The organism is Methyloceanibacter caenitepidi, from assembly GCF_000828475.1.
In the GTDB taxonomy this organism is placed as follows: Bacteria; Pseudomonadota; Alphaproteobacteria; order Rhizobiales; family Methyloligellaceae; genus Methyloceanibacter; species Methyloceanibacter caenitepidi.
The window spans coordinates 3,273,488-3,300,000 of record NZ_AP014648.1 but is presented as its reverse complement, the minus strand read 5'-3'; the positions used below and the strand labels follow the sequence as shown (position 1 = coordinate 3,300,000).

Here is a 26,513-nt window from a genome sequence, read left to right as displayed (position 1 = left end):
CAGAGACGAAAGTCGGTCATAGTGATCCGGTGGTCCCGTGTGGAAGGGCCATCGCTCAACGGATAAAAGGTACGCCGGGGATAACAGGCTGATGATGCCCAAGAGTCCATATCGACGGCATCGTTTGGCACCTCGATGTCGGCTCATCACATCCTGGGGCTGGAGCAGGTCCCAAGGGTTCGGCTGTTCGCCGATTAAAGTGGTACGTGAGCTGGGTTTAGAACGTCGTGAGACAGTTCGGTCCCTATCTGCCGTGGGTGTAGGAGAATTGAGAGGATCTGTCCCTAGTACGAGAGGACCGGGATGGACGTACCTCTGGTGGACCTGTTGTCGCGCCAGCGGCACAGCAGGGTAGCTAAGTACGGAAGGGATAACCGCTGAAAGCATCTAAGCGGGAAGCCCACCTCGAAACTAGTTCTCCCTTGAGAGCCGTGGAAGACCACCACGTTGATAGGCTGGATGTGGAAGCGCAGCAATGCGTGAAGCTAACCAGTACTAATCGCTCGATCGGCTTGATTGCTTTCATTGTCAGTACCCATCTTTGTCGTGCTACCGGCCTAGCGGCCTACTTGAGCACGATGATGGGTGGACGTTGCAGCGAAGCGTGCTCAAGCAGCGCGACGCGCGGTAGCGCCCTAAGTTGAGATCAGATTTTCGCAACTAACCGTTCTTCGCTGGCCTGGTGATTATTGCGGAGTGCCCCCACCCGTTCCCATCCCGAACACGGCCGTGAAACATTCCAGCGCCGATGGTACTAAGTCTCAAGACTTGGGAGAGTAGGTCGTCGCCAGGCTTGCCAAGGACGGTTGGTTGTCTTCTTACGCATGCGCCGCTATGGCAGGCGCGGCTGAGGAAGCTTTATCGAGATATTCTCCTCTTCCACGATCGTTGGCGCTGCGGTTTTCGCGCGCCTTTCAAACAAGACCGCCGCTTGGGTTTCCCAGCGGCGGTTTTTTGTTGCGGGTTTTCCGTATGCCGGCGCCCGCCTATGGTCCGGGACGATGAGCGACCCAGAATTTCCATGCGTTGGTCACTGCCGGTGCGGCGCCTTGCGCGTCGAGATCGCCGCCCCGCCTGTGTTGACCGCCGCCTGCCATTGCCGCGGGTGTCAGCGCATGAGTGCGAGCGCATTCTCCCTGACGGCGATGGTTCCGGCGGAGGCGTTTAAGGTCCTGGAAGGCGAGCCTGTGAAGGGCGGCATTCACGGGCCAACCCTCGATCATTACTGCTGCGCGACCTGCAAGAGCTGGGTGTTCACCCGCATCGTGGGTTTCGATGCTTTCGTCAACGTGCGCCCGACCATGTTCGACGACCCGAAGTGGTCTCGACCGTTCATCGAGACGATGACACGCGACAAGCTCCCCTGGGTCACGACGCCGGCAGAATTCCGCTACGAGGCGTTTCCTGAAATGGAAGAGCTTCAGAAACTGATGGACGAATTTGCGGCGACGCTCTGAAAAGTGCGCGCCATTTCCGGGCCGCGCGGCCTGCGGCATTGTACTCGCTTGTAGGCATTGCGATGTGCGGCTCGCCCCGGCATAGTCCGCGCGCAATCACCACAAACCAAACGAGGGAACAAGACAGATCATGTCTGACCGTATTGTCATGAGAGTGGGCGAGAGCCTGGTCGCCGGCGGACCGCCCGGCACGGCCGCGGAGCCCGAAGTCGCCATCGGCGAGATGGACGGCCCCATGGGCAGCGCTTTCGCCAATCTGCTCGGCGATCAGGTGAAGGGCCACAGCCGTGTGCTGGCGCTCTTGAATACCGATGTCATGGTGCGCCCGCCGACCATCTGCGTGAGCAAGGTTACGGTGGACGATGCACGTTACACGAACATCCTCATGGGCACGGTGCAGTACGCCACGGCCATGGGTGTGCTCGACGCGGTACGCTCCGGCGACATCCCGAAAGACAAGGCGGACGAGCTCGGAATCATCGTTTCGGTGTGGCTGAATCCGGGCATCGTCGACGTCGAGGATCTCGACCACCAGATTCTGTTCGACATTCACCGCAAGGCGACCTGGCAGGCTATCAACAAGGCCATGACCTATCAGCCGTCGATCGACTGGCTGCTCGAGAACCAGGACAAAGTGGTGCACAAATATTTCGAGAAGGCGCTGAAGGGCGAGTAGCGACAAGCGTTTGCGCTTGGTGGACTGTAAAGCCGTCGCGGGTCCGCTCGCGGCGGCATTTCTTTGACGCGGTTGCCCTAGCGTCCGGCGGCTTCCGTTTCGCAAGCCAGCGAAATGGCGCCCGGATCCTCCGTGCCCTGGCACGGAACGCCCGCGGCCGCCGCGCCAGGAACGACCGACGCCGCGCCGGCAAGGATCGTGGAGGCGCGCTTTGTCAGATTCTCCACCGGCTTCGACTGTGCCGTCGAAACGCTACCCGTATATTCGTGCTGCCAGCGCCGCCCGGGCTTGAGATAGAAGGCGTTGCCGCCGGCAACCGTCATGTACTTCGCTGGGTAGGGATTGTTGTAGCCGGCTGCGTGAAAATGCATGGCCGGGCCCACTTTCGGGTGCCGCCCGCCCTTTAGGACGGTATCGGCTGCAGCCACTGCAACTTTCATCTGCTTGGGATCCATTGGCTTTGTCAGAACGCCGGACGCGAACTGTTTGTGCTGGCCGACGACGCCGCAGATCGTGTCCGGAAAGCGCTCTGACTCCACCCGGTTCATGACGACGCTGCCAACAGCCATGCTTCCGTCGTAGCTGGACCGGTTGGATTCGAAATACATGGCCCGGACGAGGCACTCGCGTTCGTCCGTGGTCGCGGCCATGGGCAGACCGACGGGCGAACGCCCCGTGCAGCCGCTGAGGCACAGCGCGGTTAGAATGACGGCGCCTGCCGCCGCCAAAAATGTCCCCCGAGTGACCAGTCTGGTATCCCCTCTGTCGCAAAGTCCCCCGTTGTCCGGTCCCGGCCGATGGGGCCAAGCCGGTACCGTTCCGGCCCAGACAGACCGGTACGCGCCGAACCTAAGCAGCAAAAGTTGCCCTGAGATTGACGCATCGGACTTTCTAGGCTTTCTAGGGCACTAGCCGCCGCCGCTCAATCGATTCCTTGAGGCGACCTCTCGGAGAGCCCGGTTTTGCATAGCTGAGCGCCCTCTCCAAGCAGTTGATTCAATACAGCTTGGCAAAGCGACGGAGCGCCGCACGCGACACCACGGCACAACATCCGACGCCAAAAAGGGCTTAGAAGAGCAACCGTGTTTGTGGCTGACTACAGCTACTAGAGATTGTGTTCCTATGACGGATTTGGAGACAGGGATGGGACGAGCGACGAGACACAGGATTGAAATTGGTCTCGCACTTGCTCTTACCTTGGCTGCCTTCCTGTTCGTCGCCTTGGCCGTCTGGGCCGAGCAAGGGACGGGAATTGCCATTTCCCAGGCCTGGGTCCGCCCGACGATCGGCGAAGGCCGTATCACGGCCGCCTATCTGAAAATCCAGAATGTCGGGGACGACGCCGACGTGCTGCGCGGTGCGCGTTCCCCGAATGCTGCGCAAGTCGAGATCCACGAAACGGAGATGACCGATACGGGCGTCATGAAAATGAGGCCGCTCCGAGATGGTCTGACAATCCCCGCGGGTGATACCGTGACGCTGAAGCCCGGCGGCATCCATATCATGGTTATGGGCCTCGACGCCGCACTGGCCAAGGGAGCAACTCTGCCGCTGACATTGGAGTTCGAAAAGGCCGGTCCGATCGAGATCGACGTACCCGCGGGGTCGGGACCGGCCGGCGCGCCGGACAAGATGGACGCCGACGACGGCGCCGATCACAGTCACCACGACCACCACTAGTGCGCTACTTGCTCTGCCTAATGCGCCTACTTTTTTCTGTCGCGCGGTAGCCCGATAGCACGCAGGAATACAACGTGCGGGTTTCGTCGCGCACCAAGGGGATCTCGATCGGCGGCAGTTCTGTCACGCTCTCGAACTTGCGTGTAATGCCCGGCCGGCACGAATGCACCGAGACCAGGAGCACCGGCTCCCGCGAGCCGGCCACGAAGGGCCGGGTCATCTGGTAGTGGTGATGCGGCTCCGCCCTGCGTTTCCAGGCATAGAGCGGAATGTCGACGTCCCGCATGTAGTAGAGCAGCTCCGCGGTGAGATCGCGAGTGTCCACCACGACGGCGCGATATCGGCCCTCGGATAAGAGTTTGCGCACGGCGTCCGCTGTCTCCTCCCACGCTACGGACGACCGCAGGAATGTCAGCTGCTCGAACAGCGGCCAGGTGCGGGCGAAGGCCGGGGCAATCCCGACCACGGCCGCGACGAGAATATGCAGGGCCATCGATATTCCCAGCAGCACACGGCGCCCATGCTCCAGCAGAACCGCTGTCACAAACACCGTGGCGGCGGGATAGGCCGTCGCGGCCCAGTTGCCGTGCGCGCGCGACAGCAAGGCCTGGATGACCAACGCCAAGAGGATGGGCAGCGAGAAACTGAGCAGCAGCGTCTTGTTCGCATCGTCCGGGCGGCCGACATAACGGATCGCGGCGCGGATCAGGACGGCAAAGAGGATCGGCCCGAACAGCGCGAACTGCGCGCCGATGAACTCCAAGAGCTCGAGCGGATGCACATACGGCGCGCGCCAACCCATGTTATCGCCGGTGTGTTTGGCCGTCGGCCAGCCGTGCTCCGCATTCCAGAAGATATTCGGTGAGAACAGCGCGATGGCGATGAGTCCGGCCACGATCGCGCGGCCGCCTTTGAGCGCCTCTCGCGCTTCGTGCGACACCACCGCATGGCAGGCGATGCACAGCACAGCATAGATCATCGCCTGCTTGGCCAGCAGGCCCGTGCCGATGGCGAGGCCCAAGAGGATGGCGTAGCCCATGCTCTTCTGCTTCACGAGCATGACCCAGAAGAACATCATCAGTGTCCAGAGGAAGATCAGCGGAGCATCGGTGGTGATCAGCGCGGAGGCGTAGGAGACGCCCGGCAGGGTCGCAAAGACGACGGCTGTCCAGAATCCGACGCGCGCGTTGAAGAGCTTACGGGCAATGACGAAGAGCAGTCCGGAGGTGAGGGTGTACAGGATCGGGGAGGCGGCCCGCGTGCAGGCTTCCGACAGGCCGCACGTTTCGCCCATGGCCCGGATTACCCAAGCGATAAACGGCGGTTTGGAGAAGTAGCCAAAGTCGAGATCGCGCGACCAGCTCCAGTACTGGGCCTCGTCCATGACGAAATCGATCTTGGAGGCATAAAGGGCCAGCAGCCGGAAAGCCAGCAGGATGCCGAGGCACACGAACGTCAGAAGCGCGTAGCCCCTGTCGGACAAGGGCGGTCCAAACGGTGCGCCGGACGGCCCGGTCGCTTGCGATATTTCGTGGGCGGACAAGATGGCTTCCTCTAGAGGGGCTTGGGCGAGCGTCTCAACCCCCTAGAGGGCTGAAATATTTAACAGAATTATGTCAGGAGTGGTGCATCCTATATCTGGACGTCAATCTTGAACATCACTATGGTCGCTTCGACCACCACTCGCGTTCCGTAGGGGATCATATGCCAGGCGATTTGGCGCCGGGCGGCGCCGTCCGCATCTCCGTTGTCATTCCTGCGTTCAACGAGCAAGGCAATATTGGTCGTCTGATCGAGGAGACCTATGCCGCCGTGCCCGAGCCCATTCTCGGGGAGGTGATTGTTGTCGACGATGCCAGTGACGACGCGACGGCAGCCGAAATCAAAGCCCTGATCCCGGCGCACGGAACGTTACGTTATTTGCGCCATGGCCGCCGGGCCGGCCAGAGCGCCTCGATGCGCACCGCGATTACGGCGGCGCGATTCCCAGTGGTTGCGACCATGGACGGGGACGGCCAGAACGACCCTGCGGACATCGCCGGCCTTTTCGAGAAGCTCGGAGAGCCGGGTTCGGAGCCCGCGCTTGTCGGCGGCGTGCGGGCCTCACGTAAGGATACGGGCTCGAAGCGTTTCGCCTCCCGTTTCGCCAACTGGCTTCGCGACAAGGTCCTGGACGACGGCTGCCCCGATACCGGATGCGGCATCAAGGTCTATCACCGCGACGCCTATCTCGCGCTGCCCTACTTCACCAGCATGCACCGCTATCTTCCGGCCTTTTTCTTGACCTATGGCCATCAGGTGAGCTTCGCACCGGTCAACGATCGCCCGCGTCTCGCAGGGCACTCGAAATATACCAATTTGGGCCGTGCGCTGATCGGTATCTACGATCTCGTCGGCGTAAGTTGGCTGCGCAAGCGCACCGATATTCCGCCCGTGGCCGAACACGTCCACGGCGATGCCGCGAAGACTGGCGAGCGGCATATTCAACTCGTAAGCCAGAGAGGGTAACGCCCATGTTGGAGGGCCTCGCACAATGGTGGGCCGACAAGTCCGCCGCGGAACTGATTTGGCTCGGCATTGGCCTGTTCGCGCAGCTCATGTTCTCGATGCGATTTCTGATTCAGTGGATCGCCACCGAGCGCGCCCGCGCATCCATCGTGCCCGAGACGTTCTGGTATTTCAGCTTCATCGGCGGCCTCATGCTGTTGAGCTACGCCATCCACCGCATGGATCCGGTCTTCATCATCGGCCAGGCGACGGGGCTGATCATCTACTCCCGCAACATCTATTTCATCTGGCAGGGAAAAAAGGTCGATGAGGGCCCCCCGGAAGTCGCCGTGGAGGGCGAGGCCAAACCGGCCAAGGGGGTCTGAAACACGCGGGTATTGGCCCACGCCGGGCTTTACAAAGCTGTCGTGAATCCCCTATTAAGGGGCCAGCGCCGCAGGCCGAACGGGCCGCGTAAGTTTAGCGCTTCCAATCATCTAAGAACCTCTCTATAGGTTCTCCCCCTTCGCGGCGGGGCCCATTCGGGCGTTTACGCAGCCAAGGGGCGGCCCTTTGTTTCCAAAGGCCACTTGAATTGACGCGGGGTGGAGCAGCCCGGTAGCTCGTCAGGCTCATAACCTGAAGGTCGTAGGTTCAAATCCTACCCCCGCAACCAACGTTACTTGCGCCCCCGTTTCCTTGGAACGGGGGCGTTTGTTTTCGAGGTCGAGGAGGGCTGCCAGCTCGCCATGAAGTTCGACCTGGAGCTGTCCCCGGCGCGGCCGTGAAAGACAAGATGACGGCCCGCGAAGTGCGGCGCCCTCGCGGAAAATGCGGCAGATTTGCCTCGGTCACTTTGACGCGGCGTTCGCCAGGCAGGGGGCACTCCGGACGTGGCGACCGGGCGCACAATCTCATAGCCGAAACAATTCCCTTATCTCGACGACGTCACGGCGACGGTCGCGCGGCTTGGCTCGTCGGTCGCCGCATATCCGAGCGGTTCTAGTTCCCAGCGGCTCAGGCCCTGACGAAAAATCCTCACGTCCAGAAAATGATGTAGGCGATCGTAGCGGAGAGAACGCCGCCTGCGAGCGCAACGTAAGGCAGCAAACCTGCCTTCGGATTGCTGATGGTCTTTCCGTCAACGGAAAGGTCCGCCAGCATTTCGGGCGGGAACACGCCTCGATCCTGGATGTAGTGCCGGTAGATGAAGACCGGAATAACCAGCCCAATGGCAATGGCACCGGCGATCAGCGTACCTGAGCCCCAAACATCCGCACCGGCGCCAAGCAGGAAGGCATTGACGAATGCCAGGAATACGCCCGCAGCAAGGAGCACGGTCGGCGCGCGCCAAGGGCGTTTCACGTGAGCGTTGTCAATACGATGGATCCAGCCCGCATTGAGGTTGAGGAAATTGAACACAATGTAGCAGACGTTCGAGACCGCTAGAACGAACAGGTAGTCCGACATCAAGAGCAGGATCAGGTTGAAGCCAAGGTCCGTTGCCATGCCGTTGGTCGGCGCGCCGTTCTTGTTGACCCGGCTCAAATAGCGCGGCAGCCAGCCGTCGACGGAACCCTGATAGAGAGTCCGAGAGCTGCCGGCCATGGCGGTGGTGATTGCAAGCATCAGGGCAAGCAGGAGCATTACCACGAGCAGATTGGTGATAAATGCGCCGCCGCCGACCATTGAAGCCATTGCTTGCGCCACACCGGAACCATCGACGATGCCGGGTGCGATCACGCCTGCAAGACCAAGTGCTCCCTGAAAGGACAGTGGAACTAGGACGTACACGGCGATACACAGCAGACCCGAATAGAGGATCGCCTTGTAGGTATCCGTGGCGGGATTCTTGAACTCGCTAGTGTAGCAAATCGCGGTCTCGAAGGCGTATGCCGACCATGCTGCGATGAATAGGCCGCCGCAGAATAGCGCAATACCGGCCTTGTCCCACGCAGCTGTCGTGACATTCGTGCCCGGTGCAAATGGCTGGAACGCCTTCATCGACACGTCGCCCGTGACCAGAGGGACGATGCCGATAATCAGAAGTGGTATGAGTACGGAAGCGCCGACGATGGTCTGCACCTTGGCCGTAGAGAGGATTCCACGGTGCTGAATGCCGAAGGAAATCAGCATCAAAAGCGCGCCGATAAAGAAGGTGGAGTTGAGCCGTAGACTGAGATCCTCCTTGAAGAAGGACAGATCGACGAGCTGGATTTCCCAGGTTCTGATAGCTGCTTCCGGTGGGAAGAGAGCCGTAAGAATGTAGCCCGCCGCAATACCGCAACCGATGGCAAGAACGGGTGTCCAGGCGAGCCAATTACACCACACCGACAATGGTGCGATGAGCCGACTGTAGCGAACCCAGGCTGCGGCGCCGTAAACAGAAGCACCACCTGATTTGTTCGGGAACAGCCCAGCAATTTCAGCGTAGGTGAAGGCCTGAATGAAGCCGAAGAGGACCGAAAGAGTCCAAACGAGGACAGAAGGTGTGCCAACCGTGGCGGCGATGCCGCCAATCGAGAACAATACGAGCGCTGGCACGCCACTCGCGACCCAGAAGGCGTCCTTCCAGCTGATGACGCGATGAAGACTGGACTCGCCGGCACTCTGTTGTGCTGCGTCTGCGATTGAAGCCATTGAGCTGCCCCCCAAATTGAGCTTCAGTTCTCCTTGCTCCAAAAAAGAAGCGCTGTCGGGAGGCTGTAGGCCCCCTGACAGCGCTAAAGTCCCTATTAGGGTGGTTACGCGGAGTAGAGTGCGGGCTGATATCGCAGACGGCAATTGGCGCAAGTGGGTGGACTCCCGTCCCGTACGGGGGAGCATTCCTCCGATTGTAGGGACTGGAGCGTAAGGGAGCGGCGTGTGGGCACGGATCTATTCGAGATTGTCGCGAACTACACTTACGACTGGGAGAGTTGGCTTCTGCCGGATGGCCGTGTCCGCTGGATCAATCCCGCTGTGGAGCGCATGACGGGATTCTCCGTCGCCGAGTGCCTGAGTATGGTCGACTATCCGCTGGAGATCGTACACCCCGATGACCGCGAAGCGGTGCGGGCGCTCTTGCAGTCGGCGCTCGGAGGGACAAGCGGGAACGACGTAGAGTTTCGGATTCTCCGCAAAGACGGCCAAGCTGGCTGTGCCGCTGTTTCCTGGCAGCCCATGGTAGGTCCTGACGGCGAACGGCTGGGGGTGCGCGCAAGCGTTCGAGACATCTCCTGGCGCAAGAGTGCCGAGGACGCGCTGCGCCTTGCCAAAGTCGATGCGGAAAAGGCGGATCGGGCAAAGAGCCGCTTTCTCGCTGCAGCAAGTCATGACCTGCGTCAGCCGCTCCAGGCGGTCAGTATGTATGTCGCGGCCCTGAGCCGTCAGTCGATGGACGAATCGAGCAAGGAGATCCTTGCTGATATCCGTACCTGCCTCGACGCCGGTAACGAGTTACTCGAGGACCTGCTCGACATCTCCCGCTTGGATGCTGGCGTCGTCGTTCCCGAGTTTGCGGACGTCCCGATCCCCGATCTTTTCGAGTTGCTGGAGAAGAGCTTTCAGCGGGAGGCGCAAGACAGGAAACTCCATCTTCGTTTCGTTCCCAGGAGCATCTTTGTCCGTGCGGACCATAGGATCCTGACCCGTATCGTGCAGAACCTTGTGGCAAACGCCTTGCGATACACGGAACAAGGCCGAGTACTGGTCGGATGCAGGGTGCGCGGTGGGAACGCTGTGATCGAGGTGTGGGACAGTGGCATCGGCATCGCGCCGGAATACCAAGACAAGATCTTCGAGGAGTTCTATCAGCTCCACAATCCTGCACGGGACCGGCGGCGCGGCGCAGGGCTGGGCCTTGCCATCGTGCGCCGGAAGGCCGCCCTCATAGGAGCGCCCATTGCGCTGAAATCAGAACCCGGAAAAGGCTCCGTGTTCTCCATCTCGTTGCCGATCGCTCACAGCCATCAGGCTGTCGCACCGGTGGCTGAAGACGTACCTCTCGATTTAACGGGACGCACCATCGCCGTCATCGACGACGAGCCTCATCAGCTGAACGCACTGGAGACGCTGCTTCGCGCGTGCGGCGGACAAGTGATTTCGGCGAATACCATCGACGACCTCGTCACCAGGGTGGCGGCCTCCGATGTCGCCCCCGAGCTGGCCATCGCAGATTACCGACTCGAAGCCGGCGCCAAAGGTTCCGACGCAATCGCGGCGGTGCGCTTCAAGGTCAACCGTGCCATTCCGGGAATTCTCGTGACCGGGGATACCGATCCCGGACGCATCGCCGAGGCCGAAGCGAGCGGGTGCCGGCTCGTCCACAAACCGGTGGAAGGTATGAGCCTCGTACGGACAATCAATCAGTTGTTGAGCGGCGTTTCCACGGCCGCCTGAGGCCCGTCACGAGGACCATGTTCTGAGCCGGCGCGGCCAGCCCAGATCGGCGGCGATGAGCGCCGCCTGCGTGCGGTTTTGGGCCGAGAGCTTGCGTAAGATCACTTTGACATGGGCCTTCACGGTGCTCTCGAGGAGACCGAGGCTGCGCGCAATTTCCTTGTTGGACAGGCCCTCGATCATCAGCGACAGGGTGCTGCGCTGCCGGGGCGTGAGCTGCCGGAGCGGATTGTTTTCCGGCAGATTCTCAAAGTCGTCGGCACCTCCGGTACTGCCTTCGGTGAGAATTTGGTCGATGGCGTGACGCGGAACATAAATCTCGCCGGCGAGCACCAATTCAACCGCATTGCGCAACACACTTTCGCTCGACGATTTGGGAATATAGCCGCGCACGCCGAGCCCCATGCACTCGGCGATCTCCTCCGGTGCGGTATGGGCGGACAAAATAACGACAGGAACTGACGGTCGCCGCTCTACAAAACGCCTCACGCCCGCGGTTCCGTTCATGCCCGGCATGGCCAGGTCCAGAAACACCAAATGAAACTCTTCGTCGGCGTTGAGCACGTCCCATGCCTCGTTGGCATCGCCAGCATCGAACAGCTCGGCGACGGGAAACAGTTGCGACACGAGTAATTTGAAGCCGGATCGAAACAGCATGTGATCGTCGGCGATGAGAAGATGCATGGGGCCCTTTTTCGCGGTGTGCAACACAGCTTGCCCGTTGGGCGTCGTAACACTGGTTTTCAAGGTTCCCTCGTTCATCGGAGACACAACAACCCTCTTCTTGGGGCGTAGCCTCCCTCGTTAGGGGGAGGGCTCCCTCCCTTACGCCATCGACAGTGTCCAAGTATCGCACGAAGCTGGCCGTTCAGTAAAAAAAATTTCCCCTGCGGAAAAGCAGGGGCCGAGGCGAAATGCCGCCTAGGGGCAATGGGAGGAATGAAATGAGAAGCCTATCTGAGCGTATAGAAGCGATGTACGCAATGGATCGGATGGGAGCATGGACCTTCGTGGCCGTGCTCTGGTGCACCGTTCTGTTCGTGCTCTACATGGTCTGGCAGGCCGTTCCGGATCCGACAATTCGTCTGGTCCTAAGCTGCGCTGCCGGAGCTGTCCTCGTGTTCAACACGGCCTCCATCGGGGCGATGATCCGCCACTACAAGGAGGACAAGGACTTCATCTACGGCCTCGACATCAAACACCTTGACGCGGCACGCGAAGTCCGCGCCGAGCAATCGCGCACGGCCGCGCAACGGGCTTAAGGGGGATACGGACAATGAGCGGAAAAGCTTATCGGCCGCCGGAGCAAGGCAAGGCCGGACAAATCTTCGACTCCATCTTTCTGCTGGTGCTGGTCTACGCGGTGCTATTTGCGCCGCTCGTTCTGGGGCTGACCGGCGGAGGAACGATCACCAAGACCGTCGACGAGCCGACGTGGGAAGCGCTGGGGCAAAACCCAACGATGGCGGCGCAGTGGGAGAAACTCGGATTTACGCCGGAGACGGCTACCGAAATGATCACCACGCGGTTCGACTACACCATCAACCCCTGGGCGCTCCTGATCACCGCCGTGGTGATCCTCGGATACTTCGTGTTCCTGGTCCGCTTTTCGGAGAAGGAATATCGCGAAGTCATAGCCGAGCGCTTCGGCGACAAGAAATAGGAGGGGTCGATGGATTTGTGGAACATCCTTGAATACGCCGCCTGGGGCATCTCCGGATTGCTCCTTTTGTGGATGCTTTTCGACGCACTCCAAGTCAATCGAGACTTCAGCGAGGATCTCTTGACGTCCTCTCGCGAGGGCGAGCTCGAGAGCGAAAGCGAAAAGCACGAACTGACCTAGTGTCACGAATCAAGGGGGACGGCGTTATGTCATCTACTGATACGGCCGGTCAGGACCGGCAGCGAATTTCACTCTTACGCGTTCTTGGGCCTGCCCACGTTTGGGCTCTGGGCGTTGGTATCGTGCTGGTGGGCGAGTTCATGGGTTGGAACTTCTCGGTGGGCAAGGGCGGCGCCATGGGCTCCCTCATTGCCTGCTGGGTCATCGGCTTGCTCTACACCTGCGTCGCGATGATCGACTCGGAGGTGACTTCCACGGTCGCTGCCGCGGGCGGACAATACGCTCAAGCAAAGCACATCATGGGGCCGCTCATGGCCTTCAATGTCGGACTGTACCTCGTCATGGCCTACACCATGCTCGAGGCTGCCGACGCACTTGTCGTGGGTGACCTGCTGACCGCGGTTGCCGGCGAAATGGGGCATGATGCCCTGGATCCGCGACCGTTCGTGGTTCTGACGATCGCGGCGCTCGCGTGGCTGAATTACCGCGGTGTGCTGATGACGTTGACGGTCAACTTCGTCATTACCGCGGCCGCCTTTATCTCCATCGTCGTTCTGTTCCTCGGCGTTCAGCCTTGGCACCCCGGGGAGATGCTGCAACATCGTGAGTTGCTCACCGATCTGCCGTATGGGTGGATCGGCGTGATCGCCGCCTTCCAGTTCGGTATCTGGTACTACCTCGGGATCGAGGGGACGTGCCAAGCCGCGGAAGAGGTGCGGTCACCGGCACGCTCGCTGCCTTATGGAACGATGAGCGGCATCATCACGCTGCTCATCGCGGCGACCATGACGTGGTACGTGGCTACGGGCCTTCTTCCGTGGGAGTTTCTCGGCCAGGCCGCGACCCCACTTTATGATGCTGCCCGTGTCACCGGCGTGCCTGCACTTCAGGTGTTCCTCTTCATTGGCACGCTCTTCGCGGCCATCGCCTCGGCCAATGGCTGCATCAACGATGCGTCCCGCTCCTGGTTCTCCATGGGGCGTGATCGTTACATGCCGCTTTGGTTCGGCGCCGTGCATCCGCGTTACCGCACGCCGTACCGGGCAATTCTGTTCTTGATCCCGATCGCGGTGAGCTTTGCGTTCACAGGACTCCTCGACCAGGTCATCACCTTCTCGATCTTGTCGGGGCTGCTCGGCTACACGTTCATGCCGATCAACATGTGGATGTTCCGGAAGAAGTGGCCGCTCGGCACTATCCGCCGGGGCTACGTGCATCCGTTCCATCCGCTGCCGGCGATCGTGCTCCTGCTGCTGTGTATCACCACGTACTTCGCCACGTTCCTCGGCTACGGAACGCAGCTCCTCGCCATGATGTGCTTCTACATCGTCGCGTCGCTGTGGTTCGTCTTCCATCGGTACAAGTACGTTCGGAGGGGCGATCAGTTCACCATGCCGTGGTCGCGGCCGCGCGGATACTAGGAGGCACTCATGATCAAGAACATCCTATGCGCTGCCGACGGCTCGGCTATCTCGGCCAAGGCAATCGATTTTGCGATTGATTTGGCCAAGGAACTCGGAGTCCCGCTCACGATCCTTGCGGTCGAGTTGGTCTCCAAAGAGGACATGGCGAACTCGGCCTTTTGGGACTCCCAAGTGCTGGCGGCTAGCGATGCCATCACGCGGGCCGAGTTCGAGCGCGCCGCCAAGCAGGCCAAAGAGGCAGGCTTGGACGGCGTGTCATGTGCGACGGCTAACAGCCGCAACGTCCCGGAGGCGATCGCGGCCTATGCCGAACAGCATGGCTTCGATCTCATCGTGATGGGATCTCACGGTCATACGGGCCTGTCTCGCATGATCTTGGGTTCGACGGCCTATGCCGTGACAGCGCGGGCCCATTGTCCCGTGACGATCGTACGGTAGGCGTCGATGACGGTTCTGGCAGTCATAACAGCGGTGGTGGGGCTGGCATATCTTGTCTACCGCCACCGCGAAGATCAGAAAACGGTCCGAGCACGGAGGGCCGCGTTCTTCAACGACTGCCGGACCGTCCTCGATGACCCGAAGCTCGCCCTCGACGTGTTCGGATATCCTACGATCACCGGCACGTATGAGGGCGAGCCCATTCGGGCGGATGTGGTCGTCGACGGTATGGCGCTTCGCAAGCTGCCGTCCCTATGGTTGCGGGTTACACTGCAGGCGCCTGTCGCGACCGGCAGTGCCGTCGATATTATGATGCGTCCGTCAGGAGCCGAGTTCTTCTCGCCATTTGACACGTTGTCGGAGCGGCTCGATACGCCGGCGAACTGGCCGGAACGTGCCGTGATCCGTTGCGACGACCCTGCGAATATCCCGCCGCCGGAGTCGATCCAGCCCCACGTGGACATCCTTGACGAAGCCAAAGCGAAAGAGCTTCTGATCACGCCAAAGGGCGTGCGGATCGTTTGGCAAGCCGACGAGGCACAGAGGGGGGATTACCTCTTGCTTCGTCAAGCGCGCTTCGAGGTCGTTCAGTTCGACCGGGAGCGCTTTGTGGATCTCGTGCGGCGCTGCATCGCGGTGCGGCATGCGTTAGAGACCGGTGCAACCAAGGAGATGCTTCGTGAAGCCGCCGCCTGAAATTCTCGCGCGAGTCGGTTCCGACCGCCGGCCGGTGAACCCCTATATCGTCCTGGCTCTTGCCATCGTTCTGCCGGGTGCAGGCCACGTCGCGGCCGGCATGCCGAGCCGCGGTCTGGTGTTCGTGTTTTTCATGCTTCTGTTCGGCTATATAACGGTGCACCTCACCACACCCGATCAGTCTCTCATGGGCCGATTCGCTGGCGGACTGTTCATCTATGCTCTCTCCATCACCGACGCATACAAGTGGGCACGGTTGCGCCAGGAAGAATTCGCCAGGTCTCGGCAGGGCATCTCGGACCTAGCGTGACGGTTGGTCTGAATTCTGCTTTTGGCACGGACCGGACATGCTGACTGACGCCCTGAACGTCAGCTTTTGACCCAAAGCGGACGCTGGATATCTTATGCTCCCAACGCCAGTTGTTGCTGCACCTAAACTGCGGCGGAAAGTTCCGCTTCTGCGCGATGCGCGGCTTCGACGAGGTTCTCGGCCAGCGCCGGGACATCGTCCTGTTCTTGGGTAACCGCGTCGAGAAACCGCCTGCTGTGCTCTTCGAGGTCGTCGAATCCCAAGAGGCCTGCGACGCCCGCGAGCCTGTGTGCGCTCTCGGCGCGCTCCGCGCCGCCACCCTCGATTGCGGCAAGGCAGGTGCGCAATTCCTCCTGGAAGCGCTCCAGCGCGGCGTTGCACTTCTGCTCTCCGAGGATCTCTTTCAGGCCCTGGAGCTTGGTGTGATCGAGCACCGGTTTCATGCTCGAAGCCTAGCGGTTCAAAGGATAATGGAACCTGAAAGCAACGCCTTAAACGCAGTGGGTTTTAGCGCCCGCGCCCGATCCGGAATCCCCCGCTCTTAACGACTAAGTAACCGTATCAGCGAGAAAAGCAGCAAAAGTGGCCGGGAAGATTCACCCAGGCTTATTGCGGGGCCCGTATGCTTGATCGCGCAATTGATTGAGTGAAACCGGGCCGAATCTCGACATGCTATCCGTGATTACCAAGAACCCTGAAGGTGCCCCGGAGTTGCCGGTGGCCCGGCGCATTCTGGTCGCCGAAGACAGCCCGACGACCCACGAAATCCTGAAAATGTTGCTCAGCCAGCGCGGCCACCACGTCGATATCGCTACCGACGGGGAGCAGGCGCTCGCGGCGCTGCGGCAGAACTCGTACGACGTCGCCTTGCTGGATTTCCACCTGCCGAGAATGGACGGCTTGCAGGTCGCGACAATCTTCCGGCGTGAAGCGGGCGACCGCAAAATCCCAAAGCTCATCGCGATCACCTTGGATGCGGAGGGTTTGCTGGCGCATCCGGAGGGCTGCCACAACTTCGATCACGTCCTGCCGAAGCCCCTCGATATCTACGAGGTCGCGCGTGTCGTCGAGGATCAAGCGGAAATCGCGGACATGGAGGCCCGAGAAGCGCCCCCTGCGGAAAAAAGCCCCGGCTCGGCTGCGGTCTCACGATCGCCCCTTGAAAGCCTCGGTCACAATTTTCTGACATGGCCTGGCGACATCCAAGCGGGACACTTGTCGGCGCGGGCTATCCAAGCGAGCCTCGCCGATCCGCGCTTCGATGGCATCCTCATCAAGGAGCCCGTCTCGGTCGAGGATCTCGGCGCGATTTGGCGCGCCAAGGCCCTATTTTCGCTGCCGATCGTCGATGCTACCGGTCTTCTCGGGCATGCCTCGGATGTCGATGCTTCCAAGCTCACAGCGCGGGACACGACCTATCTCGAGCAGGTTCTTGGCAAGGCCCACGACCGGCGGATGAAGTTGGACCGCGACGTACGATTTAGCGAAGACCTCGGCGAGCAGCTTATCGGACGCCTGTTCGTGGCGGACCAGCCTCTCGCGCCTACCTACGACCCGCAATCCAAGTGGCTGGTGTCCTACAACGTCGCTCTTGCCACGGCGGTCGCGGTACGCGAGGCCGAAGCGCTTTGCGAGCGCGGACTATTGCGGCGTGAGTTCTTCGATCGCTTCCATGTTTGCCCGCAATGCGACTCTCTTCGCCTGCACGTACGCGAGGAGTGCCGTCAGTGCCACAGCCCCCAGCTCGAGGAAGAGCAGTACCTGCATCACTTCCGTTGCGCCTATCAGGGGCCCGAGCGCGAGTTTCGCCGTGGCGACCGTCTCGTATGCCCCAAGTGCCGCTACGAGCTGACCCATTTCGGCTTCGACTACGACCGGCCAGGTTCCATGGTGGTTTGCGACGCTTGCGGCCATGCCGCATCGGAGCCGGCGGTGGGATTCGTTTGCCTGGATTGCGGCGGCCACGTCGACTCCGATATCGCGCCGCCGCGCGACATCTACAGCTATCATCTGACCGACCAAGGAGCCGGCTTCGCCGAGCACGGTCACTCTCTGTTGGGAACGGCAAGCCACGCGCTTCGCTTCGCAGACTTGCCGCTCGAGTTGGTCGTCGCGCTCAACTCGGCCGCCAAGAAGTACAACGACGCTCAGGTGCCGTTCACGCTAATCAGCCTGCATTATCGCAACGAAAAAGAGATCGCCGCGCAACATGGCGCGCGCACCTTTGCGAAAGTGCGCGATCTTTTCATCGAGAATTTGCGCACGAGCCTTAGCAGCGACGCGGATCTCGTAGTTTCCGGCCACTCCAGGGACTTCGTCCTCATGGCCGGAAGCGAGCCAGAGGAGACGAAGGCCGACTTTGACCTTCTTGTAGCCGCCGCCGAGAAGACGCTTCGCTGCGATATCGGACCCGAGTTCCAGGTCTTCGGTCCGGGAGACTTTGCGTGATGCTCCAGCCCGTCGCAGATGGCATCACCTACTTGACGGCGCAAAGTGGCGAGAGCCTCTTTCGGCTGTTCTGGTTCGTCGTGATCTTCGAGTTCCCGCGCTACACGCTCAGCTTCTTCTCCGTCGCCGCCATCCTTCTTTACCCGAAGAGGAGGCAGGATCCGTTCCTCGGGCGCGTGACGGTTGTTATCGCCGGGCACAACGAGGAAGACTCCATCGAACGTTGCGTGCTTGCGCTCCACGAACAAAGTCGAGTGCCCGACGAGATCATCGCAGTCAGCGACGGCTCCGCCGACCGTACACCGATGAAACTACGGGATCTGCAAGATGCCGGCCTCATTACCGAGGGTCACAGCACGCAGGTACGGGCCGGCAAGTCGGCAGCGCTGAACCTGGCGCTCTCCCGAGCCACCGGCGACATCGTCGTCGTGGTGGATTGCGATTGCACCTTCGACCGTCATGCGTTCAGGGATATTCTCGAACCGTTCGCCGATCCGCGCGCTGGCGCCGTCGCCGGCAACGTCGTGGTGCGCAACCCCGAGCGAAGCCTAGTGACTGCCTTTCAGGCGATCGAGTATTTGATCTCGATCTCGCAAGGCAAGCAGGCCTCCGACTTGACCGATCAGGTCAGCTGCGTGTCGGGCGCCTTCGGCGCATTTCGGCGCAAGGCCTTGCTTGGCGTTGGCGGATATGACGCCGGCGGCGGCGAAGATCTGGATGTCACGCTATCGCTGCGGAAGGCGGGGTGGAAGACTGTCTTTGCCGCCGATGCGCTCTGCTATACGGATGTTCCGCACAGACTGTCCGTGCTGATCCGCCAACGCTTCCGGTGGGAACGGGATGCCGTTCACCTGCGCTACCGGAAGCATGCCGATTTGATGAATCCCTTGAGCCCGCGTTTCAATCTCGGGGAGCTTTGGCACCAAATCGACTTTATCGTCTTCAATCTGGGCTCGGCCTTCTTTTTTCCGGTCTATATCGTTTGGCTGTTCGCGACCTATGGAGACCTTGGCTTGGTCATCCTGCTTGGCGCGCAGGCGGGCATGTTCGTGCTCGATGCGTTGGCCTTCTCCTTGGCGGCGGTAGCGACGCCAAAGGTGGATACCATACGGCTAATTCCATTCTTGCCCGGCTACAGCCTTTTCAATGGCTTTCTAATGCGCTTCGTCCGGCTCGGAGCTTACCTTCAAGAGTGGATTTTCGCTGCGTCGTACAGAGACACCTATGTGCCGCAAAAGGTACATCGCGTACGGAGGTGACCCATGAGACCGCTGAAAAATCGTCAGCGTCCTGACAATATCCCAAACGAGCAGCGTGTCATCCGCAGCAAGACGGGGCGGACCATCTACATCGTCCTGCTTTGTCTGTTCGGACTCGTCGTCGCCAACTATCTCTTCGGCGACTACGTGTTTCTAAGAGCCGACGGCCTTGTGCTGCGGGACCAGCATGTCATCGCCACGCCCTATGTCGCGCGCGTGGAAGCGGTCGACGTGAGAGAAGGGCAAGATGTCGACGCGGGGAGCGTATTGATCAATCTCCAGTCGACCGAGATTCTGGAGCGCCTTGCCGATCTGTCGACAAAGCGTGCCGAGCTCGTCGCGAAGGCCACCGACTTCAAGGTGCGGTCGGAGAACGTAGCGCAGCTCCTGCCCCTGGCCGAACGCCGTGCAGATGAAGCTGTCAACACCATAAAGCAGTTCGACGATCTGGCCGCCGCGAAGCTTGTGACGTCGGCGCGCTATCAAGAGGCGCTGAAGGTGAGTTATGAGGCAAACCGCGATCGCGTGAGTCTCAGGACACAGCGTCAGGTTCTCCAGGAAGAACTCGACTCTCTAGACGAGGCGCTGGAAGACGCGGCCGACGCGATCTCCAAGGTCGAGGCACTCTACGATAATGGCACCGTTCGCTCCCCCGTGAACGGGTCAATTGGCGCGACTGTTCCCTCGGTAGGCAACGTTTACCGCCCGGGTGAGCCGATCCTGTCCGTCTATTCCGGCAAGCCCTATGTGCTGGCCTATCTGCCGCGCCGCTATCTTTTTCCCATTTCCGTCGGAATGGAGGTGCGCGTCTCCGACGGCCGCGGAGCGACGTTCGGCACGATTACCGAGATTCTGCCGGTAACCGACACGTTGCCACGAGAGTTTCAGAACACCTTCAAGCCATCGGACCGAAGTCAGCTCGCCAAAATCAGTCTTTCGAGCGACAGTTCGTTTCCTCTGAACCAGAAGGTCGGCGTGTCCCGATTTCCAAAAATTGGCGGCGCGCGCGAGCACTTGCGTGATTTGTTCGGCGCTGAACAGGTCCAGGACTAGCCATGTCCGAAGAGCGGCAAAATGCTGCCACGCCAAAGCGGATGCGCTTCAGCCTCGCGGCAAAGATGGCGATATGGGCGTCCGTCTTTGGCAGCGTGACAGCGCTAGGCGTTGCTGCGCTCATGTACATGACGAGTTCCTCCGCCGTGAAGCAGATGGAAGCGCTGGCAACGTCCGAGGCCTTGGAGCGTGCATCGGTCCGTCTCGGGGCCTCTTTGGACCGCCTCAAGCAGGACACGACCATTCTATCCACCATGCCGCCGATCCAGGGCCTAATCCGTACAAGAGAAAGTGGCGGCATTGACCCGCTGGATGACTCCACGGAGGTGCTTTGGGGCAATCGCCTAGCGCACATATTCACAAGTTTCCTCGAGGCGAGACCCGAGTACTTCCAGATCCGGTTTGTTTCCGCCACAGACGACGGCATAGAAATTGTGCGCGTGGAAAAGACAGAGGACGGTATCCAGAGGACACCAGAGAGCAAGCTGCAGCGCAAAGCGGAACGTCCATATTTCAGACGCACCTTGGAGCTTAGACCTGGCGAACGGTTTCTCAGCGACGTCAACCTGAACCGGGAGTACGGCGAACTCGAGGTGCCCCATCGGCCTACGGTTCGCGCCGCGACACCCGTCTTCGACGACAAGACCGGTGAAGTCTTCGGGATGATCGTCATCAACGCTGATGCCCAGGATTATTTCCGCCGCATGGCAGCCGTACTGCAGAGAGGGCAGAGGCTGGTGGTCGCCAACGCGGACGGCGACTACCTGTACCATCCCGATCCGGCGCTTTCTTTTGGATTCGACCTTGGCGAACGTCATCTTATTCAAGACGCGTACCCGGGCCTTGGTGACATTGATCCGGACACGGAAAGCGTCGTCGTCGGCGCCGACGGCAAGTCTCAGCTTCACCAGAAACGCATCGTCATCGATGGCGACCGGCCTGACCGTTTTCTCACGCTGGGCGTTATAGAGGCAGAGTCGGGGCTCGAGCGGCAGATTGGCGCCGACACCATCCGGGTAATTCTCACGGCTGTCGCTTTCATCCTGGGTGGCACGGCGCTCGCCGTATTCTGGTCGCGCTATATGACGCGGCCACTGAAGGAAGTTACGGCAGCGGCTGTGAGTTTGCGCCGCGGTCGTCGCGACGTCGATCTGAGTGGCGTTCGCGAGCGCAATGACGAGACCGGAGACCTCGCACGGGCCTTCGGCGCCATGGCGGACGAGATCAGCGATCGCGAGTTGGCTCTGCGCGAGCAGTCGAAAGCACTTATCGAGAGCAATGAGAGGCTCAGCGATCTAAACACGCAACTTTCGGCTGTGATGCAGACGGCACCGGACGGCCTCATCGTCATCGACGAAGCTGGCATCGTCCAAAGCTTTAATCCCGCCGCCGAGCGCATGTTCGGCTACTCGAAGGACGAGGTGATCGGACAGAACGTCCGTATCCTGATGCCTGAGCCTTATCGCCGGGAGCATGACGGCTACATCCGGAACTACCTCGACACGGGCGAGGGCCAGATCATCGGTGCGGGGCGAGAGGTCCACGCCCTCAGGAAAGACGGTACGACCTTCCCTATCGAACTCGGCGTGTCCCCCATGCAAGTGGGCGACAAGCAGCTGTTTCTCGGCATGACCAGCGACATCTCACGCAAGAAGGCTATCGAGCGACAAAGAGAGGAGCGGTTCATCGCACGTCTGAAGCGGTCCAACGAGGAGTTGGCACTCGCGCGTACGGAAGCGGAGGCGGCGACAATTGCCAAGTCCGAGTTTCTCGCCAACATGACCCACGAGCTCAGGACTCCGCTCAACATTATCGTGGGCTTCGCGGGGCTCCTCGCCAAGAGCAAGGGTCTTCGCGACGAGGATAGGCGCTTCGCGAACACGATCGACTCGTCCAGCCGGGCGCTGCTCGCGCTGGTCAACGACATTCTCGATTTCTCCAGCCTCGAGGCCGACGCAGCCCAACTCCATCCCGTGCCATTCTCTATGGTCAGGTTGGTTGAGGAGGTTGCAGCGAGCGTCTCCCTCATGGCCGAGGAGAAGAACCTGACGGTCAAAATCGAGAGGGGAAATGCGGTCGGCGAGGCGCATTTCGGAGACCCGGGACGCCTGCATCAGGTTTTGCTCAACCTGGTCAACAATGCGGTGAAGTTTACGGACAAGGGCACGGTCACCATTGCGCTCTCGGCGGCGGAGCACTCGGACTCGGTCCAGCATTTGCGAATCGAGGTGCGCGACACGGGAATCGGGATCGATCCGGAGCGCGTGGAAACGATCTTCAATCGCTTCACGCAAGCAAACTCATCGATCCACGGCCGGTATGGCGGAACGGGCCTCGGGCTGGCGATCTCCTACCGTCTTGTGGAGATGATGGGCGGCAAGATGGGCGTTGAGAGCGTGGAGGGCAAAGGAACCACCGTGTGGTTTGAGATCACTCTACCGTGCATGGCCGCGCAGGCCCTAGCGGACGATGATCGCGCGGATGAGCCCCAGAGGTCCAGTTCGGCAGCGCGCGTACTCGTGGTCGACGATGTCGATCTCAACCGCGACCTGGTTTCGGCGCTGCTCGAGCCTGAGGGGTACGTTATTTCCGAGGCGGCAGGCGGAGCGCAAGCGATCGAAGCCGTGAAGACCGGCAATTACGACATGGTGCTGATGGACGTCCAGATGCCGGATGTGGACGGCCTCCAGGCCACCCGCACCATCCGTGCCATGCGCGGCTTCGAGCACCTGCCGATCATTGCCATGACCGCACAAGCTCTCGCGTCGCAATGGGAGAAGTGCCGGGAAGCCGGTATGAGCGATCATCTCCCAAAGCCAATCACGCCCGCAACGCTCCGTGCCATGATGAGCAAGTGGGCTGAAGGTGCGAAACGGGTGGGAGGGGACAGCTCGAGTTTGCTGAAGACGGGGAGGTAAATCGCCGCAATGCGGCAACTCTTGGTACGGAGCGGCCGCGGGAATAGGGCAGAGCAGCGTCTGCCCTACCCCTGGACTCATACGTCCACATTTTCAGAAGTAGCTAGGGCATCGTCTACTTCGACTCACAAGCAGCGAACTGTGCTCTCAATTCTTGATTGTCCTAGCAGCAGCGGGACCGCGCGCAGATTGCCGGTCTTTCGGTAGATCAAGGTCGCCTTGGTTCTTCGCAGTGAGTGCGTTCCGAAAAACCAAAGGATCGAGCCAGATGCCGTAGGTCCAGTCCGACACCAGCCGGAGTGTCGCCGGCGTGTACCGCATTCTGGTGGATCAATCTCATATGCTGAGCAGCCCGCGACGACCGCTTTGGGTCCCTATGCGGACATCCTCTGCCTCACGATTGGAGTCTGCCAAGTGCCAAAAGCGGACATCTGCTTTTGCTCAGATGGGAGAAGAAGGACCGCGCCGTAATGCGCCGCTCGGTCTAGTAGTTAGGAGAACGGCACGACGAGTAAGACTCATGCCTAATCCACATTTGTCGCGCACTCGGACACCAAGAAGGGCGCCTAACCGAAGCTAAGCGCCCTCTTGTGGCAATATCGTTGGGGACAGCGACTAACCCTTACACTTCGTCATACCGGCCATCGCCATCTTGGCATCGGCCTCGGTCTTGTACTCACCCATCATCGCGAATTTCGCGGTGTCGGTAGGAGCCGTGCGGCTCATGACGCACTGCTTCGTCGTGTTGTCGAACATGATATAGAACGGCCCCATCGCGAGCGCAGGGGCAGCAGAGGCGCCGATCAGCAGAACTGCGAGGACGCACTTTTTTGCGGGGAAGATCTTAAGCATCGTCAATCTCCAATGTTTGAGCCAAAGTTGTTTCTGTGGCGTATCTAGTGACAGCTGAACCGGATCGAAGGGCTTTGTTTGTTCGTCCCGGAACAATCGAAAGCTATCGATGGCGCACTCGTCTTCCCAATACCTTCTGTCTATGATGACGGTACTCAGTACGTAGGGTCCTAGTGCATCGGCGACAGGAGTTTCAGCGAGAGACCGAACGCCAGATGCAGAAAGGGCGCCCGCTCCGACTCTCTCGGGAGGGGCGCCCCTTGGGACGGTGGGTGCAGTCGTCGCACCCATTTTGCAAAGCCACTTGCCTAGCGGGACTGTTCCGTCAGGTAAGGATTCGGAAAACCCTCAGCCATCGCGGCAGGAGCGGCAAAGGTGGTAACCAGGGTCAAGGCGATGAGAATCTCTTTCATTGTAAGTCTCCTTTGAGTGTCTCTGGCCGGGGGTAGAGGAAGTTCCGATCAGCTGGCCAAGGTGTCTGTTCGGAACACCCCCAACGTAGGGGCGGACACCCACGCTTGCCCAATACCTTGTCGCTATTGAAACCGTGCACAGCGTGCACGGGATAGCCTTTGGCTATCATCAAAGAAGCCAACTGGTATTTCATTTGCTGCCCCGCATAGGAGATCCTCTCAATCAGAGACGAACTCTCCTCCCTCCTGCCCCCCTCAAGGATGTGACACCTTCTTCCCCCCGGAAGGTGTCACATCCTCTTCTTTCCGGCACAGATAAAGGCCTCGACGGCTCGCACCCGTTGCGCGTAAAACCTCAGACGAGATCCAATCTTTCAGGGGGGGGGACTTGACGGTGCGCGAGTGGCGACACCTTGGCGCGACGGCGCCGCGGCGCTATTCTCAGAATCACTCTCCCTTCGGCCCGATCACCTAGCGGAGCAACTCGCATGGAGATGCACCAGGTCCGCTACTTTCTTGCTGTAGCGCGAGAGCTGAACTTCACGCGAGCTGCCGAGCAGTGCAACGTGGCCCAGCCCTCGTTGACGCGTGCCATTCGCCAACTCGAGGGCGAACTCGGTGGCGACCTGTTTCGGCGTGAGCGGCCACACGCTCAACTGACCGAGCTTGGCCAGAGGATGTTACCGCACCTTCGGCAATGCTACGACAGCGCGATGAATGCGCGGTCCTTGGCCTCAGCCATCAAGAAGGGCGAGGTAGGCTCGCTTCGGCTCGCACTGTCGGCCACGATCGACCCGGCGCTGGTCACATCCCATGTTGTCGAACTTGGCACTCTATTCAGCAATCTTGACCTGAAATTGCTGCGAGGCAGTGCGAGCGAGGTTCTCGACTATCTCAAAAAGGGTGAGGCAGAACTTGCTCTCGCTGGGCCCATCGCAGAGGACTGGGATCGACTGGATCGCTGGCCTCTGTTTTCCGAGGGATTTCATCTGGGCGTGGCAAGCCAGCTCAAGCTGGCCCAACAGCAGACAGCCAGGCTGGAGGAACTGCGCGAGGAACGTCTGATGATCCGCACTTATTGTGAGAGTACAGAGGACCTTCTAAGGCTCTTACGCGAACGCGAGATCGAGGTTGCTCATTTCCACGAAGTCAGCGCTGAATCAGACCTCTTCTCTCTGCTTGAGGCGGGGTTTGGCGTTGCATTCGTGCCGGAAAGCACCCAAAGCCCCATCGGCCTAAAGCGCATTCAGGTCGCTGACATCGATCTCGAGCGCACCGTCTATCTCTATGGAGTCGCCGGTCGCGAACGCACAGCGGTCGCTGGCGCCATGATGAAGATGTTGCGCGCCTATGACTGGTCGCGAACTCAGACCGCGGAGGCTTAGCGGGACCGCGCCAGTGCCGACAGCAAGTCTTCGATAGCCATGCGCTTGCGGTAGTCTGGATCGACGAAGCGCGACGTGACCACACCGTCTGTGCCAACAACGAAGGTCGCCGGGATTGGCAGGAGCCAGGTGTCGCTGCCTTGCGAGGGCGCCACGTCCCAACCTGCCTCGCACATCATCTGCTGCATTTCTGCGCCCACCCAAAATGCGAGATTCAGCGACATCGCATAGCCGTTGTCGAAATCCGTGAGAATCGGAAATTTGGCCCTAGAACTCTCCCGTAGTTCGCTCGTGTAGTGCTGACGATCAGGCATGATCGCTGCGATCTGGCCTCCCAGCGCCACCACCTGATCCTGAATCTCAGCGAGCGCCTTGGTATTGATTCGACAGTAAGGACACCAATGGCCACGGTGGAATACAACTGCGACGGGACCGGACTTCAGCATCTCCCCGAGGCTCACCAAATGACCTCGCTCGTCCGGCAAGACGAAGTTTGGCATGGGATCACCGGCCTTGGGTGCATGCTCGCCGACCTTATGCTCGCGAAGGCGGGCCACGAGCTCGTCAACAGAGACCTGAAAGACCTCTCCCATCTCGCGCACGGCGTCGGCGAAGGCTTGTAGGCGTTCACCGAGGGAGCCGTCCATGTCACGGCACTCGACGAACTTCTCCTCAAGCAACTCGGACAGCGGCTGCGCGGCCATTTTCGTCTCCATGATGGCTGCACCTTGAAGGTTGCGCCTGGGCAGCAGGCCCTGGTCCCCTGGATACCATTGCGGGCCCGGTTCGAAAAG

25 protein-coding genes, 1 tRNA gene, 2 rRNA genes and 1 pseudogene (1 of these 29 cut by a window edge) are annotated in these 26,513 nt (G+C 60.4%); 21 read left to right on the top strand and 8 right to left on the bottom strand.

Translation table 11 applies throughout. From position 1 onward, the window contains the following. From GL4_RS15800 to GL4_RS15785, 4 genes are all read left to right on the top strand, one after another. A 23S ribosomal RNA gene (locus tag GL4_RS15800) occupies nt 1–520 on the top strand (it extends 2,217 nt beyond the left edge of the window). A 158-nt stretch (nt 521–678) separates the two neighbouring features. Further along, nucleotides 679–793 (top strand): 5S ribosomal RNA (rrf, locus tag GL4_RS15795). A gap of 208 nt (nt 794–1,001) precedes the next feature. Next, complete coding sequence (locus tag GL4_RS15790; protein ID WP_045368948.1) at nt 1,002–1,457, top strand: GFA family protein; 456 nt, start codon at nt 1,002–1,004, stop codon at nt 1,455–1,457. 130 nt (nt 1,458–1,587) lie between these two features. Continuing rightward, nucleotides 1,588–2,133, top strand: coding sequence for a formaldehyde-activating enzyme (locus GL4_RS15785; protein ID WP_045368946.1), 546 nt, complete (start codon nt 1,588–1,590; stop codon nt 2,131–2,133). A gap of 77 nt (nt 2,134–2,210) precedes the next feature. Here the strand turns inward: GL4_RS15785 and GL4_RS15780 are convergent, their stop codons facing one another. After that, nucleotides 2,211–2,861 carry a cell wall hydrolase gene (locus GL4_RS15780; RefSeq protein ID WP_244462643.1) on the bottom strand — a complete coding sequence of 217 codons (651 nt, stop codon included), beginning with the start codon at nt 2,859–2,861 and terminating at the stop codon, nt 2,211–2,213. A gap of 415 nt (nt 2,862–3,276) precedes the next feature. Here GL4_RS15780 and GL4_RS15775 point away from each other — a divergent pair, with 415 nt between their 5' ends. Then, a complete protein-coding gene (locus GL4_RS15775; RefSeq protein ID WP_045370366.1) occupies nt 3,277–3,813 on the top strand; it encodes a copper chaperone PCu(A)C in 537 nt (178 codons plus the stop codon). A gap of 4 nt (nt 3,814–3,817) precedes the next feature. On the opposite strand, the gene GL4_RS15770 is transcribed toward GL4_RS15775, so the two are convergent. Continuing rightward, the gene (locus GL4_RS15770; protein WP_156137652.1) at nt 3,818–5,356 is read right to left on the bottom strand and encodes an ArnT family glycosyltransferase; all 1,539 of its coding nucleotides are present in this window, start codon (nt 5,354–5,356) and stop codon (nt 3,818–3,820) included. A 161-nt stretch (nt 5,357–5,517) separates the two neighbouring features. Between GL4_RS15770 and GL4_RS15765 the strand changes: the two genes are divergently transcribed. The 3 genes from GL4_RS15765 to GL4_RS15755 all read left to right on the top strand — a co-directional run bounded on the left by GL4_RS15765 (nt 5,518) and on the right by GL4_RS15755 (nt 6,976). Continuing rightward, entirely contained in the window at nt 5,518–6,321 is an 804-nt protein-coding gene (locus tag GL4_RS15765) for a glycosyltransferase family 2 protein (protein WP_045368945.1), read from the top strand. A 5-nt stretch (nt 6,322–6,326) separates the two neighbouring features. Then, a complete protein-coding gene (locus GL4_RS15760; protein WP_045368943.1) occupies nt 6,327–6,686 on the top strand; it encodes a lipid-A-disaccharide synthase N-terminal domain-containing protein in 360 nt (119 codons plus the stop codon). Nucleotides 6,687–6,899: 213 nt separating this feature from the next. Then, a tRNA-Met gene (locus GL4_RS15755) sits at nt 6,900–6,976 on the top strand. Between the two features lie 362 nt (nt 6,977–7,338). Here the strand turns inward: GL4_RS15755 and GL4_RS15750 are convergent. After that, nucleotides 7,339–8,940, bottom strand: a complete 1,602-nt coding sequence (locus GL4_RS15750) for a trimethylamine N-oxide permease (protein ID WP_045368941.1) — start codon at nt 8,938–8,940, stop codon at nt 7,339–7,341. A gap of 225 nt (nt 8,941–9,165) precedes the next feature. Here GL4_RS15750 and GL4_RS15745 point away from each other — a divergent pair, with 225 nt between their 5' ends. Continuing rightward, nucleotides 9,166–10,680, top strand: a complete 1,515-nt coding sequence (locus GL4_RS15745) for a PAS domain-containing hybrid sensor histidine kinase/response regulator (protein WP_052464699.1) — start codon at nt 9,166–9,168, stop codon at nt 10,678–10,680. Nucleotides 10,681–10,686: 6 nt separating this feature from the next. Here GL4_RS15745 and GL4_RS15740 read toward each other — a convergent pair whose 3' ends face one another. Beyond that, nucleotides 10,687–11,364, bottom strand: coding sequence for a response regulator transcription factor (locus tag GL4_RS15740; RefSeq protein ID WP_045370361.1), 678 nt, complete (start codon nt 11,362–11,364; stop codon nt 10,687–10,689). A 260-nt stretch (nt 11,365–11,624) separates the two neighbouring features. Here GL4_RS15740 and GL4_RS15735 point away from each other — a divergent pair, with 260 nt between their 5' ends. From GL4_RS15735 to GL4_RS15705, 7 genes are read left to right on the top strand one after another with little or no spacing between them, the layout of a single operon-like run. Next, nucleotides 11,625–11,942: a hypothetical protein gene (locus GL4_RS15735; RefSeq protein ID WP_045368939.1), complete on the top strand. Its 318-nt coding sequence runs from the start codon at nt 11,625–11,627 to the stop codon at nt 11,940–11,942. Nucleotides 11,943–11,956: 14 nt separating this feature from the next. Then, nucleotides 11,957–12,343, top strand: coding sequence for a hypothetical protein (locus GL4_RS15730; RefSeq protein WP_045368937.1), 387 nt, complete (start codon nt 11,957–11,959; stop codon nt 12,341–12,343). A gap of 9 nt (nt 12,344–12,352) precedes the next feature. Beyond that, nucleotides 12,353–12,523 carry a hypothetical protein gene (locus tag GL4_RS17650; protein WP_156137651.1) on the top strand — a complete coding sequence of 57 codons (171 nt, stop codon included), beginning with the start codon at nt 12,353–12,355 and terminating at the stop codon, nt 12,521–12,523. Nucleotides 12,524–12,549: 26 nt separating this feature from the next. Further along, the gene (locus tag GL4_RS15720; RefSeq protein WP_045368936.1) at nt 12,550–13,944 is read left to right on the top strand and encodes an APC family permease; all 1,395 of its coding nucleotides are present in this window, start codon (nt 12,550–12,552) and stop codon (nt 13,942–13,944) included. A 9-nt stretch (nt 13,945–13,953) separates the two neighbouring features. Further along, nucleotides 13,954–14,385, top strand: coding sequence for a universal stress protein (locus GL4_RS15715; protein ID WP_045368934.1), 432 nt, complete (start codon nt 13,954–13,956; stop codon nt 14,383–14,385). Nucleotides 14,386–14,391: 6 nt separating this feature from the next. Next, nucleotides 14,392–15,081: a hypothetical protein gene (locus tag GL4_RS17015; protein ID WP_052464695.1), complete on the top strand. Its 690-nt coding sequence runs from the start codon at nt 14,392–14,394 to the stop codon at nt 15,079–15,081. Beyond that, a complete protein-coding gene (locus tag GL4_RS15705) occupies nt 15,065–15,391 on the top strand; it encodes a hypothetical protein (RefSeq protein WP_244462642.1) in 327 nt (108 codons plus the stop codon). Before GL4_RS17015 ends, GL4_RS15705 begins: the two co-directional genes overlap by 17 nt. Before the next feature lie 122 nt (nt 15,392–15,513). Here GL4_RS15705 and GL4_RS15700 read toward each other — a convergent pair whose 3' ends face one another. After that, nucleotides 15,514–15,834, bottom strand: a complete 321-nt coding sequence (locus tag GL4_RS15700; protein WP_045368933.1) for an Hpt domain-containing protein — start codon at nt 15,832–15,834, stop codon at nt 15,514–15,516. A 199-nt stretch (nt 15,835–16,033) separates the two neighbouring features. On the opposite strand from GL4_RS15700, the gene GL4_RS15695 reads away from it, so the two are divergent. From GL4_RS15695 to GL4_RS17010, 4 genes are all read left to right on the top strand, one after another. Next, complete coding sequence (locus GL4_RS15695; protein WP_172653387.1) at nt 16,034–17,839, top strand: TackOD1 domain-containing metal-binding protein; 1,806 nt, start codon at nt 16,034–16,036, stop codon at nt 17,837–17,839. Next, nucleotides 17,839–19,098 carry a glycosyltransferase family 2 protein gene (locus GL4_RS15690; RefSeq protein WP_045368930.1) on the top strand — a complete coding sequence of 420 codons (1,260 nt, stop codon included), beginning with the start codon at nt 17,839–17,841 and terminating at the stop codon, nt 19,096–19,098. Before GL4_RS15695 ends, GL4_RS15690 begins: the two co-directional genes overlap by 1 nt. A 3-nt stretch (nt 19,099–19,101) precedes the next feature. Next, nucleotides 19,102–20,151, top strand: coding sequence for an HlyD family secretion protein (locus GL4_RS15685; RefSeq protein WP_045368929.1), 1,050 nt, complete (start codon nt 19,102–19,104; stop codon nt 20,149–20,151). A gap of 65 nt (nt 20,152–20,216) precedes the next feature. Further along, the gene (locus GL4_RS17010) at nt 20,217–23,069 is read left to right on the top strand and encodes a PAS domain S-box protein (protein WP_208430890.1); all 2,853 of its coding nucleotides are present in this window, start codon (nt 20,217–20,219) and stop codon (nt 23,067–23,069) included. 125 nt (nt 23,070–23,194) lie between these two features. On the opposite strand, the pseudogene GL4_RS18050 reads toward GL4_RS17010, so the two are convergent. Further along, nucleotides 23,195–23,366, bottom strand: a pseudogene (locus tag GL4_RS18050) (tyrosine-type recombinase/integrase); the annotation flags it as partial. A 318-nt stretch (nt 23,367–23,684) separates the two neighbouring features. Continuing rightward, nucleotides 23,685–23,921, bottom strand: a complete 237-nt coding sequence (locus tag GL4_RS15675; RefSeq protein WP_156137650.1) for a hypothetical protein — start codon at nt 23,919–23,921, stop codon at nt 23,685–23,687. Between the two features lie 901 nt (nt 23,922–24,822). On the opposite strand from GL4_RS15675, the gene GL4_RS15670 reads away from it, so the two are divergent. Next, a complete protein-coding gene (locus GL4_RS15670; protein WP_045368926.1) occupies nt 24,823–25,719 on the top strand; it encodes a LysR family transcriptional regulator in 897 nt (298 codons plus the stop codon). Here GL4_RS15670 and GL4_RS15665 read toward each other — a convergent pair. Further along, nucleotides 25,716–26,423 carry a peroxiredoxin-like family protein gene (locus tag GL4_RS15665; protein ID WP_045370352.1) on the bottom strand — a complete coding sequence of 236 codons (708 nt, stop codon included), beginning with the start codon at nt 26,421–26,423 and terminating at the stop codon, nt 25,716–25,718. The genes GL4_RS15670 and GL4_RS15665 overlap by 4 nt on opposite strands. Nucleotides 26,424–26,513: the final 90 nt, after the last annotated feature.